Genomic DNA, 17944 nt, shown 5'->3' on the forward strand with positions numbered 1-17944 from the left:
ATATCTTTCTGTTTAATAGTTGTCGTCGTCAGACATATCCTCGGCTTCCATATTGAGGTCGTCCGGATTTTCCTCAAAGGTCGTGCGATAACTCTCTTCTGTCAATTTGTCTTCGTCGAAAACATCCTCATCGTCATCGGGCTCGTTGTAACTATCCTTGATTTCCGGTAAGTCTTCATCATCGGTATCAATGGTATCTCCATCTAAATCCAACTTATCCATATCGTCATCACTATCAAATCTTACCCTTGGTCTTTCTAATTCAGGCTTCTCTTTAGCGAAGATGGCTTCAATCCATCCACCCTTTGGAATTTCAAGCACATCAAATCCGTCGGCTACCTTCTTCTCATACATGCCACCTTTCTTGTGTAGTCTGTCTTTGGGAAGAGTAGTAGTGCTGATGTCGAAACCATGTTCGATGATGTCTCTGATGCTTTGTGAAAGTGAATCCCAGCCACCGCCAAAATTTCGGTCGATGCATTCTAGCAACTTTGTAGCAGAGATATGGTGTATATTTTCGTAGGTAAGATCGGATACACGCATGATGGTGCGTTTCTTCAATGCCCACTTGTTCTTGTTGTTTTCGTCTATTCTGATGCGTCCAATCTTGAATCCGCGGTCTTCATACTTCCTGATGACCTCTGGTTTATCAATCTTAATTTCTTCTGCATCGAATGCGCTTTTGATGACATCTATGTAATGTCTCGTGTTATCCTTGAGGTCTGCATCTTTCTCAGCAGCCTCCCACATACGGAATATGTCATTCTCCTGAATATCCCATACATTGCTTTTGCTTAGCGTCTTTAGGGTTAATACTTTCTGTTGTCTCATATGTGTGATTGCTATTTATCTTACCTTAAACTCAGTCTTGGATAGCGCTGCAAAAGTACATACTCTGTATCATATTCACAAACTTTTCAAAAGGAATTTTTGTATTTCTCCTCCTTATTCTCTATTTTTGCATACATATATGAGTGAACCGTTAGCAGAGCGAATGCGACCCAAAACTTTGGACGATTATGTCGGCCAAAAACATCTCGTAGGAGAGGGAGCCGTATTGCGCCAAATGATAGACACAGGTAGGATTTCCTCATTTTTGTTATGGGGACCACCGGGTGTTGGAAAGACTACACTTGCACGTATTATTGCCAATAAGTTAGACACTCCGTTCTATACTTTAAGCGCTGTGACAAGTGGAGTAAAGGACGTTCGCGACGTCATAGCAAAGGCCAAGGAAAGCAGATTCTTCAATACCGCATCGCCAATCTTGTTTATTGACGAGATTCATCGGTTTAGTAAATCGCAGCAAGACTCCTTGCTTGGTGCAGTGGAGCAGGGGGTGGTGACATTGATCGGGGCTACGACGGAGAATCCTTCGTTTGAAGTGATTAGGCCGTTGTTGTCACGTTGTCAGTTGTATGTTTTGAAATCGTTGGAGCAAGACGATTTATTGGAACTGCTCCATAAAGCTATTACGACGGATATATATTTGAAAGAGCGCCGTATAGAACTGAAAGAGACCGGAGCCATGTTGCGGTATAGTGGTGGAGATGCGCGTAAATTGCTGAATATATTGGAACTGGTAGTAGAGTCTGAGGGGAAGAACGATGTGGTGATTACCGACGACTTGGTAGTAAACCGGCTGCAACAGAACCCTTTGGCCTATGATAAAGAGGGGGAAATGCACTACGATATCATCTCGGCATTCATCAAGAGCATCCGTGGGAGCGACCCTGATGCAGCCTTATACTGGATGGCTAGGATGATAGAAGGCGGTGAAGACCCTCAATTTATCGCTCGTCGACTGGTCATTAGTGCCTCCGAAGATATAGGATTAGCCAATCCCAACGCTTTGTTATTGGCTAATGCGGCTTTCGATGCGGTCATGAAAATAGGCTGGCCTGAGGGGCGTATCCCGTTGGCGGAGGCTGTTGTGTATCTCGCTACGAGTGCCAAAAGCAATTCAAGTTATCTTGGTATTGATGCAGCGCTGGAGAAAGTGCGACAGACAGGAAACCTTCCTGTGCCGCTACATTTGCGTAATGCTCCGACCAAACTGATGAAACAGTTGGGTTATCATGATGGTTATAAGTACAGTCATGACTATCCTGAGCACTTCGTACAGCAACAGTATATGCCCGATGAACTGGTGAACGACAGGTTATGGCATGCACAACCCAATGCGGTAGAGACGAAGTTGAAAGATCGCATGACTCGTTTTTGGGGTGATAGATATGAGAAGTAATATATATAAAGGTATAAAGATATTAATAAAATGAAAATCGTTGAATTGGATGCTCATGCTATCAACCCCGGAGATCTGTCTTGGGAAGGGTTGAAATCATTAGGCGAATTTGTGGAATATGAACGTTCTACGGGCAAAGAAGTTGTAGAACGAGCCAAAGATGCTGACGTGGTACTGACCAATAAGGTGTCTATTCGTGAGAAAGAAATGAGCCAATTGCCTAAGTTGAAGTATATTGGTGTGATGGCAACAGGCTATAATACCATAGACTTGGAGGCAGCTCGGAAACGTGGTATTGTCGTGACAAATATTCCGGCATATAGCACTGATAGTGTGGCGCAGATGACTTTTGCCCATATTCTTAATATTATGAATCGGGTAGACCATTATGCTGAGCTTAACAGACAAGGCAAATGGAGCGACAATCCCGACTTTTGTTATTGGGATAGTCCGTTACATGAGATTGCCGGTAAGACGCTTGGTATCATTGGATTAGGCAATATTGGTATGAAAGTAGCAATGATTGCTAAGGAATTCGGAATGGATGTATTTGCTTATACAAGCAAGAATTCGGCTGATTTACCTGATGGCATTCAGAAAACAACGCTTGATGGACTGCTCTCTGTGAGCGATATTCTGACTTTGCATTGTCCACTTACGCCCGAAACAAGGGAGATGATTAATAAGGAAACCATCAAGATGATGAAGCAAGGTGCTATTATTATCAATACCGGGCGTGGTCCGTTGGTTGATGAGCAAGATGTGGCTGACGCGTTGGAAAGTGGCCAATTGGCTGGATATGGGGCTGATGTGATGTACGAGGAACCTCCTCGTAAAGACAATCCATTGCTCCGTCAGCCCAATGCTTTTATAACTCCGCATGTGGCATGGGCCACTTTTGAGGCACGCAAACGCTTGGTTGATATTTGCGTAGAGAATGTGAAAGCTTTTATTGATGGCCATCCTATTCATGTAGTAAACTCATAATAACATGTTCTATCAAGATCCTGAGGTTGTTCGTACGGTTCAACAAGTTCTAGAATTCGTCGGTACTTTCGCGTTTGCTATATCAGGTATCCGTCAGGCGGCGGCTAAACATTTCGATTGGTTTGGCGGTTTTGTGTGTGGATTTGCTGTTGCTATTGGTGGCGGAACGCTGCGCGACGTCATGTTAGGAACCACTCCTTTCTGGATGACATCGTCTATTTATATCGTTTGTACGGTTATTGCGCAGTTGTTTGTGATTGTTTTTGCACGGTCACTTAATAAGTTGGACAATGCGTGGTTGGTTTTTGACACCATAGGTTTGGCTCTGTTTACCATTGCCGGTATGCAGAAAACCTTGCAATTCGGTTATCCTTTCTGGGTTGCCATCATCATGGGATGCATTACCGGAGCCGCTGGTGGAGTGATAAGAGATGTGTTTCTCAATAAAGAACCGCTTATTTTCCAGAAAGATATTTACGCCATGGCTAGTATCTCAGGCGGTTTGGTGTATTGGGGGCTTGTCTCTTTAGAGGTAAATGTGGGTATAGCGTCTATTGTTACGTTTTTGATTATCTGCGTCATTCGCTTCTTGGCCGTTCGATACCATATATCATTGCCTATTTTGAAAGATGAAAATGGAGGTTGATATTTACCAACAATAAAGCCCGACAAGTGTCGGGCTTTATTGTTTTATGCTTGTTTGATTATTTATTCAAATACAAATTTCAGGATAAAGATAATGGATAGAGCTATCAACATGGGGTTGAGCGCCTTGAATTGTCCTGTACATAACTTGATGATGACATAGGCAAGGATACCTAAGCAGATACCATCTGCGATAGAATAGCAAAGTACCATCGTAATCATTGTGATGAAAGCAGGGAATGCTTCGCTCACATCGCTAAGGTTAGTCTTCTTTACACAGTCAATCATCAAGACTCCTACAAGTACCAATGCACCACTGGTAGCTGCGCTGGGAATAACCAAGAATAACGGACTCAAGAACAAACTGAGCAGGAACAGGCATCCTACAATGAACGAGGTGAGTCCACTTCGACCGCCTTCAGCAATTCCTGAAGCGCTCTCAATGTATGTTGTGATAGTGGAACTACCTAGCATTGCACCGCAAGTTGTACCGATAGCGTCGCTCATCATGGCCTCTTTTACATGTGGAATGCTACCGTCCTTTTCTACGATACCGGTTTTTTCTGATAAGCCAACGAGTGTTCCGATGGTATCGAAAACGTTGACAATAAGAAGTGTGAACACCACGATGACCGTGTTGAAGTTCATCAATCCGTCGAAATCAAACTTCCAAAAGACAGGTGATATATCCTGTGGAGTGGAGACGGGAGACCATCCTGACTCCATTTGAGTGACTCCCATGGGGATTCCAATGATGGTTGCTGCCAAGATGCCATAGAACAAAGAGCCTTTCACATTCCTTGCCATGAGGATTCCACTGCCCAAGATGGCGATGAGCCCTAATATACATTCAGGTGTAAAAGCACCTAGACCAACGAATGTTCCTTCCTTGGCTACGATGATACCGGCATTCTTTAATCCGATAAAAGCGATGAACATACCGATTCCGGCACTGATGGCGTAACGCAGATTCAGCGGGATTGAGTCGAGAATCATTTCTCTGACGTTTAAGAAAGTAATCAAGATAAAGATGATACCTTCTATCAACATGATGGTCAAACTCTGTTGCCAAGTGTATCCCATAGCCTGACATAGGGTGTAGGCAAAGAATGCATTCAGTCCCATACTGGGTGCTTGGGCAAATGGAAGCTTTGCCATGAAAGCCAGCAAGAGCGTGGCTATGGCGGCAGCTATGGCCGTTCCGGTGAATAATGCACCTTTATCCATACCTGTTGTAGCTAGGATAGCGGGGTTAACAGCAAGAATGTAACTCATCGTTAAGAAGGTTGTGGCGCCTGCAATAAGCTCCGTCTTTACCTTCATGGTCTGTGGATTGAATCCAAGTGCTTTTTCAAGAAAACTCATATTGATTATTTATGTTAAAGGATTTATTTGTTGTTAGTTAGCCAGTCGTCCAATATCATGCGGGCAATACTTAGTTTTTCGGGGATGGTAGGTAAGGTCTCTTTAGTGAACCAAGCCCCTTTGCTCAGCTCATCGGTCTGCAATTTGATTTCACCGGACACATAGTCGGCATTAAAACCTACCATCAATCCACTGGGATAGGGCCACGGCTGCGACCCAAAATAGCGCAGATTGGTGATGGTGATGCCAGTTTCTTCCATCACTTCGCGATGAACTGCCTCTTCCAAGGTTTCACCTGTCTCCACAAAACCGGCTACAAGACCGTAGAAATTGGTCTTGAAGTTCTTCGCATGAACCAACAAGACTTCATCATCGCGATGTATCAACACGATAATAGCGGTTGCCAACTGGGGCCAAACTTCCTTTCCACACGATGTACAACGCTTACTGATGTCGGTATGCATGCGCATTGGGGCACCACAAACACCACAGAATTGCGTATTCTTATCCCAATATAACAGCTCATGACATTTACCTGCTTTCAGGTAAAGTTCCATGCTTAGTTCATAATACGATGCGCGTAATCCGCACATTTTGAATCCCGGATAATCTGTTATTGGCGCATCAACGCTGAAAGCCTTGGCCGGTGTACCGTCTTCTAAGGCTGGAATGTTGATTACATGTGTCCATGGTTTGAGGGCAACAGGTGGTTCTTCTTCACATGGGATGGAACAACTACCGTCTTCCCGACACTCTAATAGAATGTCTGATTTACAAAATACAAACCAATAAGTCTTCATTATTTAATGTCTTTCGGATCTTGTGCGCGGCCGAAGAGTAGCATACTGTCGCGTTTAGCAGCTTCACGTGTCCATGCTTCCGGTATAAATTTCCAGTTGTTATTGGGCTTCGGATCCATTACCTTCGTCTTTTCTATTTCCTTCATCAAGTAGTATCGTTGGTCTTTCTCGCTTCTCCAGACGATACGACTCTCCAAGCTATCACGCGGAATACCTGCTCCTCGTGTGAGCAACTCGCCTCCACCGTTTCCCCGATAGCTGTTGATAGCTACCTTATACCATTCATTCTCTTTGAACGGACGGCCGTCGGCCATACTGATAATACGTACCTTTTGTCCGTCGGGTTTAGTCACATCTACCTCATAGATGATTCCTGCAGCGCTGTCAAAGTTGAATGTAAAGTTCTTGAAACCAAGTCGTTGTTGGTCTCCTTTGGTATCGGCCAAAAGTAAAAGATGGTCGTTCGGGCTCTTCATCGTGTTCACCCATTGATCGTAACTCATCTCCAAATGCTTACGAATTTCTTCACCTGTGAGCCGCATCACGTAGAGTTGGTTCTCAAACCTATACAGGTTGAACATATCAGATACATGCAACGTGCCGGCTTTGATGCTTGCATCGAAAGCCAAAGGAGCGTTGAAGGCTACATCGGCACCGGTAATCTGCAATTGCAAATTGAGTATTAAGTCGGTAAAAGCAGAGCTGCCGAAATAGCTATCGCGTGTATAAATGGTGTTCTTAAAGCTACCTATTTCACGATTAACAAAGGTATTCACTTTGTCTATATGATCTTTGAAGTAGGCCATGTAAGCCTCGTCAACAGGTTGATTAATCATATCTACCAGTTTTCCTACGACCTTTTTGTCAATCATCTTACCCTTTTTGTTGAGGGTGACGGTAATCTCTGCGTCAGCCACAGTAATAGCGTTGTTAGCTGGATCTAGGCAAACTACCAGTTTACCAGCCACATTTTGTATAGTCTCATTAGAACGTGTGTGGTCGTGACCGAACAATATGAGGTCGAATCCGGGTACCTCTTTGGCTACACGATGTGAAGCGTTCTCCTCGTATTCGTCTGTCTTGATACCGTTGTCTTTACCACTATGGAAGAGGCCGATAATGATATCGGGATGCTCGGTATCTTGAACTGTCTTCACCCACTTACGTGCCGAAACTACCATATCTTCAAAGTAGAGTTCCGACCATAGATTCTTAGAGAGCCAACTGGGGATAGCCGGAGTCAGCATACCGATGATAGCAATCTTCACACCATCCTTATTTAATATGGTATAAGGCTTTACATACGGTTTTTGAGTCTTGGTATCGATGATGTTACAACCCAACATGGGGCAGTTAATCTCTTTTATCCATTTGTCGTACACAGCATGTCCTGTCTCTACATCGTGGTTTCCTACGGACTCGGCATCATACTTCATGTAGTTGATAATGTCTGCTGCCACGTTCCGTTCTTGCGTAGCTATGTAGTTATAGTAGTAACATGTAGGTTGTCCTTGGAGTATATCGCCATTGTCGAGCAACACTACGTTGTTGCCATAATCTTTGCGTAGCGAGTTCACATAGCTGCTCACTCTAGCCAATGTACCTGCTTTTGGTTTGCGATTGATAAAATCGTAAGGGAAAAAACTTCCGTGTACATCGCTCGTTTCAATCACTCTGATATTGATGGTTTTATTCTTTCCCATGGCGTATGTGGAAAGGCAGAGAGCCATGAGACATGCAATGAAGATTCTTTTCATTTTGCTTTTTCATTTATGTGTGCAAAGATAGCGTTTTTTTATGAATGCGGCATGGTTTTTGCTTACTTCTTATTAAAGAATAAAAGAGTACAGAAATTATGGCATTTATAGATTATTACAAGATTCTAGGCGTCGATAAGAGCATCCCACAAAAGGATGTCAGGGCGGCTTATAGGAAGCGTGCAAAGCTGTTCCATCCCGATTTGCATCCCAATGATCCGAAAGCGAAAGCCAAGTTTCAAGCATTAAACGAGGCTTACGATGTGTTGAGCGACCCTGAGAAACGCCGCAAATACGACCAATATGGTGAGAAGTGGCGCGAGGCCGATATGTTTAATGGTGGCAGAGGTGGTGGAAACTACCAGTGGTCTTCGGCCGGTGGTGGTAATCCTTTCGAGGGATTCGACTTTAATAGCTTTGGTGGAGGCGGTTTCTCCAGTTTCTTTAAAGACCTTTTTGGAAGTGGTCGAACTGCCAATACTGGTCGTTCGGCTCGGCAAAGTTCGGGTAGTGTGAATGCCGAAGTGAACATAGACTTTTATACAGCTTTGCTTGGTGGCGAGGTAATCGTACAGTTGGGTGATGGAACTAAGATTAAGTTGAAGATTAAACCCGAAACACAGAATGGCACAAAGGTGCGATTGCGTGGCAAGGGAATGAATCGGGGAGACGGTACTTTCGGCGACTTGATAGTCACCTACAACGTCACTCTGCCCACGGGATTGACCGAACGACAGAAGCAATTGCTTCGGCAGATGCAACAGGGATAAAAGGATGAGGATGCAGAATTGTTCGCATTCTCATCCTTTTTTGTATCTTTGTATTCGTATAAACAAATAAAACGATGCAAGTAGTTTACGAAGATAATCATCTCATCATCGTCTCTAAACGTAGTGGAGAGATTGTTCAGGGCGATAAGACTGGCGATACACCGCTTAGCGAGACGGTGAAAGCATACATCAAAGAGAAATACCAAAAGCCGGGTAATGTATTTATAGGTGTGATACACAGGCTAGATAGGCCTGTGTGGGGACTCGTTGTCTTTGCCAAAACATCCAAGGCTCTTTCGCGAATGAGTGAGATGTTCCGTACCGGAGAGGTGCATAAGACCTATTGGGCTATTACTCGTAACGTACCCAAACAGCTCGAAGGAACCCTTACACATTGGCTTGTGCGCAACGAAAAGCAGAACAAAAGCTATGCTTACGACCATGAAGTGCCACGTTCGAAGAAAGCTGTTTTAAATTATAAGGTAATAGGTAGGTCGGACAACTATACGTTGATAGAGGTAGAATTGCTCACTGGACGACATCATCAGATACGTTGTCAGCTCGCAGCAATGGGGTGGCCTATCAAAGGCGATTTGAAATATGGGGCTCAGCGTAGCAATCCCGACGGCAGTATCTCACTGCTCTCGCATCAAGTAGCGTTCGTTCATCCTGTGTCTAAAGAGTCATTGTGTGTTGTAGCTCCATTACCCGAAGACCGTTTGTGGAGTGCTATTGCGCCGTGAAAGTAGCCATTTATGCCTTTTAAACTTATCCTTCCTCGTTTCAAAGTTTTGTTTCTTGTCTACTCGTTAACTTGTCTACTACCTGACTGCAAGGCCGTGGCAGTTTTGCTGACTAACCCTTGCAGTATTGCTGCCGAGCCTAGACATGAATGTTGCCAAGCCACTGCAGTAATTTCAGAGTGAGGAGCTAGGGGTGAGAAGTGAAGAGTTTGGAAGATACAAATAGTAATGGTAATGATGTGTTGACAAATTGACGAGTAGACAAGTAAATAAATATTAGGGAAAAGATGTGAATGGGTGAAAGATACTGGTAGTTGTAGTAGAGATGGGAGGTCGCTCGTCTCTACTGTAATTAATGTAGGCTTTGGAGCTCAGAGATGGTAAGTTGGAATCGGTAGATCAGTATCGAGAACCTTAAATAATGCAGTTATAGGCTTATCCCACCTATTATAATATAGGCCTTTTTGAAAATTATAGCTGAAGGCATTCGCCATTCTATTAAAAAATAGCTAACTTTGCATGTAGCTAAGAATGGGCTGTCTGCTGCCCGAAAACAGTATTAGATTTCTATGAAAAAGAAGCTGAAGTGGGTCGCTGTCGTTATTCTGACGCCGATACTCTTGTTTGTCGTGTTCGCATTGTTGCTCTATTTCCCTCCCTTTCAGAATTGGGCGGTAGCTAGAGTGGCTGCCTATGCTTCTGAAAAAACCGGTATGGAAATCTCTGTAGAGCATGTGAATCTGGAGTTTCCGCTTGATTTGGGAGTCGAAGGCATCAAGGTGATTCAGCAGAATGATTCTCTTCCACAGCAAAAAGATACGGTGGCAGACATCCGTAAGGTTGTAGCCGATATTCAACTTTGGCCTTTACTCAAGCAACAAGTGCAGATAGACGAACTCGCATTCATCCAATTAAAAGTGAATACGACTAACTTTATTCACGAGGCAAGGGTGAAAGGTACGATCGGAGAACTCAATCTGAAAGCTCATGGTATAGATTTGAAGGCCGATTCTGTGAAGATTGACGATGCCAATCTGAAAGATGCACGAGTGAATATTGAGTTGAGTGATACTGTTCCACCGGACACTTCACAGCAGAAAAGCTACTGGAAGATATCAGTGAATAGGCTTAATGTGGAGCGTACAGACGTGACTGTACACATGCCGGGCGACACCTTGCAAGTGCAAGCTTATATGGGTAAGGCTGTGGCTGAAGGGGGGTATTTTGATTTATACAAAGAGTTGTATCAGGTAAGGAAACTTGATTGGACAGCAGGACGGCTGAAATATGATAACAATTTTGAAATATTCGCTAAAGGATTAGATTATAATCATCTATCAATCAGTAATATATCGCTGGGCCTAGATTCCTTGGATTATTGCAATCCGAAGCTTGTTATGAACTTACGTGAGTGCCAGTTCGACGAGAAAAGTGGCTTGCAAGTGCAGCAAATAGCTGGGCGTGTGCTGATGGATTCGACGAAGTTGTATCTCTCAAAGGTTACATTTAAGACGTCGGAATCATCGCTTCATGGTGATTTGGATATGGACTTGAATACTTTTGCCGATCCCTCCCCCGGGAAATTCAATGCTACCGTGCATGGAAGATTCGGCAAACAAGACCTTATGATATTCATGAACGACATGCCGCCAGCATTCCGTAGGGCGTGGCCCAGCTATCCTTTATCTGTCGATGGAGTGGTGCGAGGTAATATGAAACGTATTGTTTTGGCGGGTCTGAACGTAAAATTACCTTCTGCCTTCGATGTCCGAGCTACCGGATATATACAGAATCCCACTGATGCCAAGCATATGAAAGCTAGCTTGGACTTGAAAGCTGCGAGCTATCGGATGGACTTCCTGACCGCATTATTGGACAGGGAACTGATGAAAACGGTTCGAGTACCGAGTGGAATCACGTTTAATGGGCATGTAGAAGTGAATGGACAGAGCTATGCATCAACTTTTGTGGCCGGTCAAGGAGGCGGTAGATTGAGCGGAACTGCTCGTTTCGACGCGTCAAGAATGTCTTATACGGCTCGTCTCACGGCTTCGCAGCTACCACTTCAGAACTTTGTTCCCAACATGGATTTACATCCTTTTACCGGATTTGTAGATGTTTCGGGTGTCGGGACAGACATGCTTTCGCCCCGAACACATCTTGTGGCCAAGGCACGTATACAGAAATTCAGATACGGGAAGTATAATCTAGACAACACGACGGCTGATGCTACGGTGAATCGTGGGCTTGCTCGTGCCGATATTGTGAGTAAAAACGACTTGTTGAAAGGTAATATACATCTGGATGCAAAATTGAATAGCAAGCATGTGGATGCTAAAGTGATGTGCAATCTAGATAAAGCCGACTTCTATCATCTACGCATTGCCGAGACGCCTTTGACTGCTTCAATGCGTGCCAATGTAGCTTTGCAGATCGATATGAAGCACTTTTATATGGTCAAAGGTACCATGCAAGATGTTGTCATAGACGATGGGAAGCAGATATATCGACCCGGTGGCTTGGATATAGATATGTTGACGCGCCGTGATACAACTCATGCTGTGCTCAATTGCGGTGATTTCCACTTGAAGATGAATGGTCGTGGAGGTTATGAGCGATTGATGGCGCAGGCTAACAGTTTCATGAAAGAAGTGCAATTGCAACTCAAGAACAAGCGGATAGACCAAGTGAAGTTGTGGCAAAGATTGCCCGATGCCAACTTGTATTTGGTGAGTGGCAAGGATAACTTCTTTGTACATATGCTCAATCGTTATGGTTATCAGTTCGCAAGTGCTGATATTAATGTGGTGTCTTCGCATGTAACAGGGCTTAATGGTCGCTTGCAAATCGACTCATTGGTAGCTGATAGTATGCTATTAGATACTGTTCGGTTTAATATTTATTCTACGAATAATGCCTTTACATATTATGCTCAGGTGCGCAACAATGCTAGAAATCCACAGTATGTATTTAATGCGCTCTTCGATGGAGGGCTACATGAACGGGGTGCTAACCTCAAAGTAAGGCTCTATGATGCCAAAGATAATCTTGGAGTAGGGGTCGGTTTGACAGCTTCTATGGAGTCGAATGGCATTCAATTGCATTTGGATGACCAGCCAGTATTGGGCTATAAGACTTTCTCGGTGAACGATAGTAACTTCGTATTCTTGGGTGATAACCGACGCGTAAGGGCTGATTTGAAGTTACGTTCGGCTGATGGAATGGGCGTACAGGTTTATTCTGATGACGAAAACGAGGAAGCATTGCAGGACATAACGTTCAGTTTGAATCAGTTTGATTTAAAGAAAGTACTCTCGGTAGTGCCTTATACGCCTGATTTAGCGGGTATCTTGAATGGCGATTATCACCTGATACAGACCAAAGATGAGTTGTCGGTATCATCTAATATGACCATAGATAATATGGTATATGAAAAGAGTCCGATGGGCAATGTGGGTGCTGAGTTCGTCTATATGCCTAAGGCTGATGGTAGTCATTATGTAGATGGCATTCTCATGCACAATGGTTCGGAGGTGGCAACGGTCAAAGGTACATATCTATCTAAGGGAGATGGCTATCTAGATGCAACGCTTGGATTCGATAAATTGCCCTTGTTGATGGTGAATGGATTTATCCCTCAGCAGTTGTTTGGGTTCAAAGGATATGCCGAAGGAAGCCTAGATGTCAAGGGAAGTTTGAGCAAACCGAATGTCAATGGAGAACTGTATGTGGATTCTGCTTACTTGGTTAGCCAGCCGTATGGAGTGGAAATGCGATTCGATAATGACCCTGTGACCATCACAAACAGTCGATTACTTTTCGAAAACTTCATGATGTATTCGCATAACGATAGTCCGTTAATAATGTCAGGGTATCTGGATTTCGCCGATTTAGACAACATGTTGATGGATGTAAGAATGCGTGCGGACAACTTCTTATTGATAGATGCTAAGGAAAACTTGCGTTCCGAGACTTTTGGTAAAGCCTATGTAGACTTCTTCGGAAGAATGAATGGACGTGTTGAGAACCTACAGTTGAGAGGCAAATTGAATGTTCTTGGCTCTACGGATATGACTTATATACTCCGTGATTCAGAGCTTTCTACCGACACACAACTAGATGAACTCGTGAAGTTTACAGACCTTCAAGACTCTATACAAGAAGTTGTTGAACGGCCAAAGCCCGAAGGTTTCAATATGGCATTGGGCATTAGTATCGATGAGGGAGCCCATGTCGTGTGTGCATTAAACGCAGATAAGACCAATTATATAGACCTAATGGGGGGTGGCGACCTACAAATGACGTATAATGCAGTAGACTTTGTCGGGCTGAAAGGGCGTTATACGCTTAACAGCGGTGAGATGAAATACTCGTTACCGGTTATTCCTTTGAAGACGTTTAACATTCAAGATGGGAGTTATCTAAGCTTTACGGGCGATCCAATGAACCCGAATCTTCATATTACGGCGACCGAAACCGTGAAAGCAACGGTCAATGAATCGGGCAGCAATGGGCGAGTTGTGGACTTTACATGTGGTGTGAAGTTGAGTAAAACACTCAATAAACCGGGCGTAGAGTTTATTATTGATGCCCCCAATGATATGACAATAGCTAATGAATTGAACACGATGTCGACCGAAGGTAGGGGTAAAGTGGCCATTACCATGCTTGCTTCGGGTATGTATTTGGTCGATGGAAACACCAATGCGTTCTCTATGAACAGTGCATTGAGTTCATTCTTACAGGGTGAAATCAGCAAGATTACCGGCACAGCCATGCGTTCTATGGGTCTTGATATAGGCATGAGTGTCGACAATGCCACTACTTCGAGTGGTGCAATGCATACTGATTATAACTTCCGTTTTGCTAAACGACTGTGGAATAATCGTTTGAAAATCATCGTAGGAGGTAAAGTTTCCACTGGTTCGGAGTTGGAACAAACTCGTAGCAATACTTTCTTTGACAACGTGGAAATGCAATATCGACTTGACCAAAAGTCGAGTAAGTACCTCCGTTTGTTCTATAACAACAGCACCTACGACTGGTTGGAAGGATTAATCGGGGAATATGGGGTCGGTTTTAAGTGGCGTCGGAAACTTGATCACTTCAAAGATATATTCCGATTCAATACTCCTAAGGGGAATGAACTGCCTGCATTGCCTGCCGATTCAGTAAAAATGAAGAAGAAAAAATGAAAAGGAATGCCAATAAGATAGTCGTGCAAGTGTTGTTAGGAGCCATTGTTCTGTTAGCAACACAGTTGACTTCATGTTCTTCAACAAGCGCTATCCCCGATGGTGAACAACTTTATACGGGGTTAGAGAAGATACAATACACCAATTACGAAAAGAATTTGCATGCTGAAACCACTCAGTTGGAAATGGAATCGGCACTTGCTGCCATTCCCAATGGATCGCTTTTTGGCAGCAGTTATTACCGTACGCCTTTCCCAATACGCCTTTGGATATGGAATGCCTTTTCTCAATCGGAGTCTACTTTAGGCAAATGGATGACGAAAACATTTGGCACTCAGCCTAAACTAATGAGCCAAGTGAATCCTGATTTGCGCTCTTCGGTGGCCGAATCTCAGCTCAAGAAGTTCGGTTATTTCAATGGAAAGGTGACTTATAACATCAAAACCGGACATAATCCAAAGAAAGCCAAGCTCTCTTATACGGTCGATATGGGACATTTGTGGACAGTAGATACACTGCAATACACAAACTTTCCGATGACAACAGATAGTCTTATACGTGCTAGTAGAGCCGATGCGCTCATCAAGAGGGGGTATCCGTTCAGTGTATCTACACTGGATGGCGAGCGTCAGCGCATTGCCCGATTGCTCCGTAACAATGGTTTCTATTACCAACAAGCAGGTTATAGCTCTTATTTGGCAGATACTTTGAATGCTAAAGGCAAGGTTGCACTCAAGCTACAGATGGCAGATAGTTTGGATACCGATGTACTTACGAAATGGTATATAGGCAAGGTGACATATAATCTGAGACGTTCTTTCCTTGATACATTATACAATTCGACTACCCGAAGAGCTATAACCATTAACTATAACGGTCGTAAATCGCCCATACGAACAGGTGTTTTGCTACGTGGTCTGCGTCTTCGTCCACGTAAGTTGTACTGTTTGGCCGATGAAGAAGAGACAACCAAGTATCTACAAGGCACAGGATTGTTTGCCAATAGCGATTTGGTTTTCACTAAAAGAAGCGAAGATACGGAGACGGATACCCTCGATTTGTCTGTCAATTGTGTGATGGAAAAGAGGTATGACTTCTATGTTGGAGCCAATGCAAAAGGTAAGACTACGGGGCGGATGGGGCCTGAACTCGTACTAGGTTTTACCAAGTTGAACACTTTCCGTGGCGGTGAAAAGCTCGATATTAACGTTCATGGTTCTTACGAATGGCAGACAGCCCATCGCTCTGAAGGTGCTGCTGCGCAGATAAACTCTTATTATTATGGTGCAGACGTGGCTTTGGTACTTCCTCGATTGTTGACACCTAGGAATCTGTTTGGATTCCGTCGAGATTATACCAAGCTGCTTGACCGCAATCGTCGACATTATTATTTCATGCCGACAACAACTCTTAAAGCTTCATCAGATGTGCTTAACAGAGCCGGATACTACAAAAGACATGTGGTATCCGGCGAACTTACGTATGATTTTTGGACCAGTGCACAGTCTCATCACAGCTTTAGTCCCTTGATACTTTCTTATGAATACATGACGAGTACGACACATGCGTTTGACAGCCTGTTAAATACAAATGCCTATTTGCAGGTTTCTATGCGCGACCAATTCGTACCAAAGATGAGCTATACTTATCAGTATACCAGCCCATCTACTTATCGTAATCCTATCACTTGGTCGGCTACAGTGAGCGAGGCCGGCAATCTAATCTCGTTGGGATATATGGTTGCGGGTAAGAAATGGGACGATAAGAATAAGAAGATGTTTAAGAATCCTTTCGCACAATTCTTTAAGCTGGAGGGCGACTTTGTGAAGTTGTGGCATTTGTCAGAGTCTTCTTATATCGTGGGACATGCTTCTGCCGGTGCAATATGGAGCTACGGAAATGCTACGAAAGCCCCTTATTACGAGCAATTCTACATAGGTGGTGCCAATAGTGTGCGTGCGTTTACGGTCAGGAGCATCGGACCGGGACGTTACAAACCTACGTCTTCCAAGTATTCTTACATAGAACAGACGGGCGATTTGAAACTTTTGTTCAACACGGAATACCGTACGAAACTCTTCGGAAGCCTTCATGGTGCTGTATTCTTGGATGCCGGCAATGTCTGGACACTGAAAAAAGATGAGGCACGTCCCCAATCCCGGTTCAAGTTGAATCGCTTTTACCGCGATATGGCGGTGGGAACAGGTGTTGGCTTGCGTTATGATATGGGCATGTTTGTCATTCGTGTGGACTGGGGAATAGGTCTCCACGTGCCTTATGATACCGGAAAAAGCGGGTTCTACAATGTCTCCAGCTTCAAGGATGCACAGAGTATACATCTTGCTGTGGGCTATCCGTTCTAGCAAAATAACCTTTGTGGAAATGTTCGGGTTCTCATTATAATTGTTTACTTTTGCATAAAAGAAAATCTATATATACCAAAATACATAAAAATCAATAGTATGAAACCAACTTTGTTGCTTCTTGCTGCCGGAATGGGCAGTCGTTATGGTGGACTGAAACAGTTAGACGGATTAGGTCCTAATGGTGAGACTATCATGGATTATTCTATCTATGATGCCATGAAAGCCGGTTTTGGAAAAATTGTTTTCGTGATTCGTAAGGACTTTGAACAGGATTTCCGCGAGAAAATATTGTCTAAATACGAAGGTCATATACCTGCCGAACTGTGCTATCAAGCACTAGATAGTCTGCCCGAAGGGTTCAGTGTACCCGAAGGAAGAGAAAAACCATGGGGTACAAACCATGCTGTGATGATGGCTAAGGGAATCATTAACGAACCTTTCTGTGTTATCAATTGCGACGATTTCTACAATCGTGACTCTTTTATGGTTATTGGTAAGTTCTTGGCCGACCTGCCTGAGGGAGCTAAGAATCAGTATTCTATGGTAGGTTTCCGTGTAGGTAACACGTTGAGCGATAATGGTACGGTGGCTCGTGGAGTCTGTGCCAAGAGCGAGGAAGGCAATCTGACTACTGTAGTAGAGCGTACTGAGATTATGCGTGTGGATGGTAAGGTGTCTTATAAAGATGAAAATGGTGAATGGGTAGCCATTGAAGACAACACACCTGTGTCTATGAACATGTGGGGATTCACTCCCGACTACTTCGAACATAGCGATGCTTACTTCAAAGAGTTCCTTAGCGACCCCAAGAACATGGAAAACTTGAAGGCTGAGTTCTTCATTCCATTGATGGTCAATAAGCTCGTGAACGAAGGTACTGCTACCGTTAAGGTACTTGATACTACAAGTAAATGGTTCGGTGTAACCTATGCTGCTGACCGTCAAGCTACTGTAGATCGCATTCAGAGCCTTGTTTCTGAAGGCGTATACCCTAATAAATTGTTCTAAATGAGATACTCCTTGGCTCGTGATAGTATCAAGGTTGCTACTTGATAAGATTACTATTCGAGC

12 protein-coding genes are annotated in these 17944 nt (G+C 43.8%); 8 read left to right on the plus strand and 4 right to left on the minus strand.

What is annotated here, in order from left to right; all coding sequences use genetic code 11:
* Positions 1–12: 12 nt before the first annotated feature.
* Positions 13–831: a hypothetical protein gene (locus HMPREF3034_RS01610; RefSeq protein WP_036895883.1), complete on the minus strand. Its 819-nt coding sequence runs from the start codon at positions 829–831 to the stop codon at positions 13–15.
* Positions 832–970: 139 nt separating this feature from the next.
* Here HMPREF3034_RS01610 and HMPREF3034_RS01615 point away from each other — a divergent pair, with 139 nt between their 5' ends.
* The 3 genes from HMPREF3034_RS01615 to HMPREF3034_RS01625 are packed head-to-tail and all read left to right on the plus strand — an operon-like array spanning position 971 to position 3878.
* The gene (locus HMPREF3034_RS01615; protein ID WP_062432626.1) at positions 971–2245 is read left to right on the plus strand and encodes a replication-associated recombination protein A; all 1275 of its coding nucleotides are present in this window, start codon (positions 971–973) and stop codon (positions 2243–2245) included.
* 30 nt (positions 2246–2275) lie between these two features.
* Positions 2276–3232 (plus strand): D-2-hydroxyacid dehydrogenase, encoded by a 957-nt coding sequence (locus HMPREF3034_RS01620; RefSeq protein WP_062432629.1) that lies wholly within the window; start codon positions 2276–2278, stop codon positions 3230–3232.
* 4 nt (positions 3233–3236) lie between these two features.
* The gene (locus HMPREF3034_RS01625) at positions 3237–3878 is read left to right on the plus strand and encodes a trimeric intracellular cation channel family protein (protein WP_036895879.1); all 642 of its coding nucleotides are present in this window, start codon (positions 3237–3239) and stop codon (positions 3876–3878) included.
* A 62-nt stretch (positions 3879–3940) separates the two neighbouring features.
* On the opposite strand, the gene HMPREF3034_RS01630 is transcribed toward HMPREF3034_RS01625, so the two are convergent.
* From HMPREF3034_RS01630 to HMPREF3034_RS01640, 3 genes are read right to left on the minus strand one after another with little or no spacing between them, the layout of a single operon-like run.
* Positions 3941–5242, minus strand: a complete 1302-nt coding sequence (locus HMPREF3034_RS01630) for an NCS2 family permease (RefSeq protein ID WP_062432632.1) — start codon at positions 5240–5242, stop codon at positions 3941–3943.
* Between the two features lie 23 nt (positions 5243–5265).
* Entirely contained in the window at positions 5266–6042 is a 777-nt protein-coding gene (nudC, locus tag HMPREF3034_RS01635) for an NAD(+) diphosphatase (RefSeq protein WP_036895876.1), read from the minus strand.
* Entirely contained in the window at positions 6042–7799 is a 1758-nt protein-coding gene (locus HMPREF3034_RS01640; protein ID WP_062432635.1) for a bifunctional metallophosphatase/5'-nucleotidase, read from the minus strand. Before HMPREF3034_RS01640 ends, nudC begins: the two co-directional genes overlap by 1 nt.
* A 98-nt stretch (positions 7800–7897) precedes the next feature.
* On the opposite strand from HMPREF3034_RS01640, the gene HMPREF3034_RS01645 reads away from it, so the two are divergent.
* The 5 genes from HMPREF3034_RS01645 (at position 7898) to HMPREF3034_RS01665 (ending at position 17881) form a co-directional block, all read left to right on the plus strand.
* Positions 7898–8569: a DnaJ domain-containing protein gene (locus tag HMPREF3034_RS01645; protein WP_036895873.1), complete on the plus strand. Its 672-nt coding sequence runs from the start codon at positions 7898–7900 to the stop codon at positions 8567–8569.
* A 74-nt stretch (positions 8570–8643) separates the two neighbouring features.
* Positions 8644–9312 carry an RluA family pseudouridine synthase gene (locus HMPREF3034_RS01650; RefSeq protein ID WP_036895871.1) on the plus strand — a complete coding sequence of 223 codons (669 nt, stop codon included), beginning with the start codon at positions 8644–8646 and terminating at the stop codon, positions 9310–9312.
* Between the two features lie 569 nt (positions 9313–9881).
* Complete coding sequence (locus tag HMPREF3034_RS01655) at positions 9882–14507, plus strand: translocation/assembly module TamB domain-containing protein (protein WP_062432639.1); 4626 nt, start codon at positions 9882–9884, stop codon at positions 14505–14507.
* Entirely contained in the window at positions 14504–16870 is a 2367-nt protein-coding gene (locus tag HMPREF3034_RS01660) for a translocation and assembly module lipoprotein TamL (RefSeq protein WP_036895869.1), read from the plus strand. Before HMPREF3034_RS01655 ends, HMPREF3034_RS01660 begins: the two co-directional genes overlap by 4 nt.
* A 99-nt stretch (positions 16871–16969) precedes the next feature.
* Positions 16970–17881, plus strand: a complete 912-nt coding sequence (locus tag HMPREF3034_RS01665; protein WP_062432642.1) for a glycosyltransferase family protein — start codon at positions 16970–16972, stop codon at positions 17879–17881.
* The last annotated feature ends 63 nt before the right edge of the window (positions 17882–17944 follow it).

Source organism: Prevotella sp. DNF00663 (assembly GCF_001553265.1).
Taxonomy (GTDB): domain Bacteria; phylum Bacteroidota; class Bacteroidia; order Bacteroidales; family Bacteroidaceae; genus Prevotella.

Excerpts from the sequence above, each read along its gene's own strand:
- HMPREF3034_RS01610 (WP_036895883.1), bottom strand. The coding sequence starts at position 831 with ATGAGACAACAGAAAGTATTAACCCTAAAGACGCTAAGCAAAAGCAAT.
- HMPREF3034_RS01615 (WP_062432626.1), top strand. The coding sequence starts at position 971 with ATGAGTGAACCGTTAGCAGAGCGAATGCGACCCAAAACTTTGGACGAT.
- HMPREF3034_RS01620 (WP_062432629.1), top strand. The coding sequence starts at position 2,276 with ATGAAAATCGTTGAATTGGATGCTCATGCTATCAACCCCGGAGATCTG.
- HMPREF3034_RS01625 (WP_036895879.1), top strand. The coding sequence starts at position 3,237 with ATGTTCTATCAAGATCCTGAGGTTGTTCGTACGGTTCAACAAGTTCTA.
- HMPREF3034_RS01630 (WP_062432632.1), bottom strand. The coding sequence starts at position 5,242 with ATGAGTTTTCTTGAAAAAGCACTTGGATTCAATCCACAGACCATGAAG.
- nudC (WP_036895876.1), bottom strand. The coding sequence starts at position 6,042 with ATGAAGACTTATTGGTTTGTATTTTGTAAATCAGACATTCTATTAGAG.
- HMPREF3034_RS01640 (WP_062432635.1), bottom strand. The coding sequence starts at position 7,799 with ATGAAAAGAATCTTCATTGCATGTCTCATGGCTCTCTGCCTTTCCACA.
- HMPREF3034_RS01645 (WP_036895873.1), top strand. The coding sequence starts at position 7,898 with ATGGCATTTATAGATTATTACAAGATTCTAGGCGTCGATAAGAGCATC.
- HMPREF3034_RS01650 (WP_036895871.1), top strand. The coding sequence starts at position 8,644 with ATGCAAGTAGTTTACGAAGATAATCATCTCATCATCGTCTCTAAACGT.
- HMPREF3034_RS01655 (WP_062432639.1), top strand. The coding sequence starts at position 9,882 with ATGAAAAAGAAGCTGAAGTGGGTCGCTGTCGTTATTCTGACGCCGATA.
- HMPREF3034_RS01660 (WP_036895869.1), top strand. The coding sequence starts at position 14,504 with ATGAAAAGGAATGCCAATAAGATAGTCGTGCAAGTGTTGTTAGGAGCC.
- HMPREF3034_RS01665 (WP_062432642.1), top strand. The coding sequence starts at position 16,970 with ATGAAACCAACTTTGTTGCTTCTTGCTGCCGGAATGGGCAGTCGTTAT.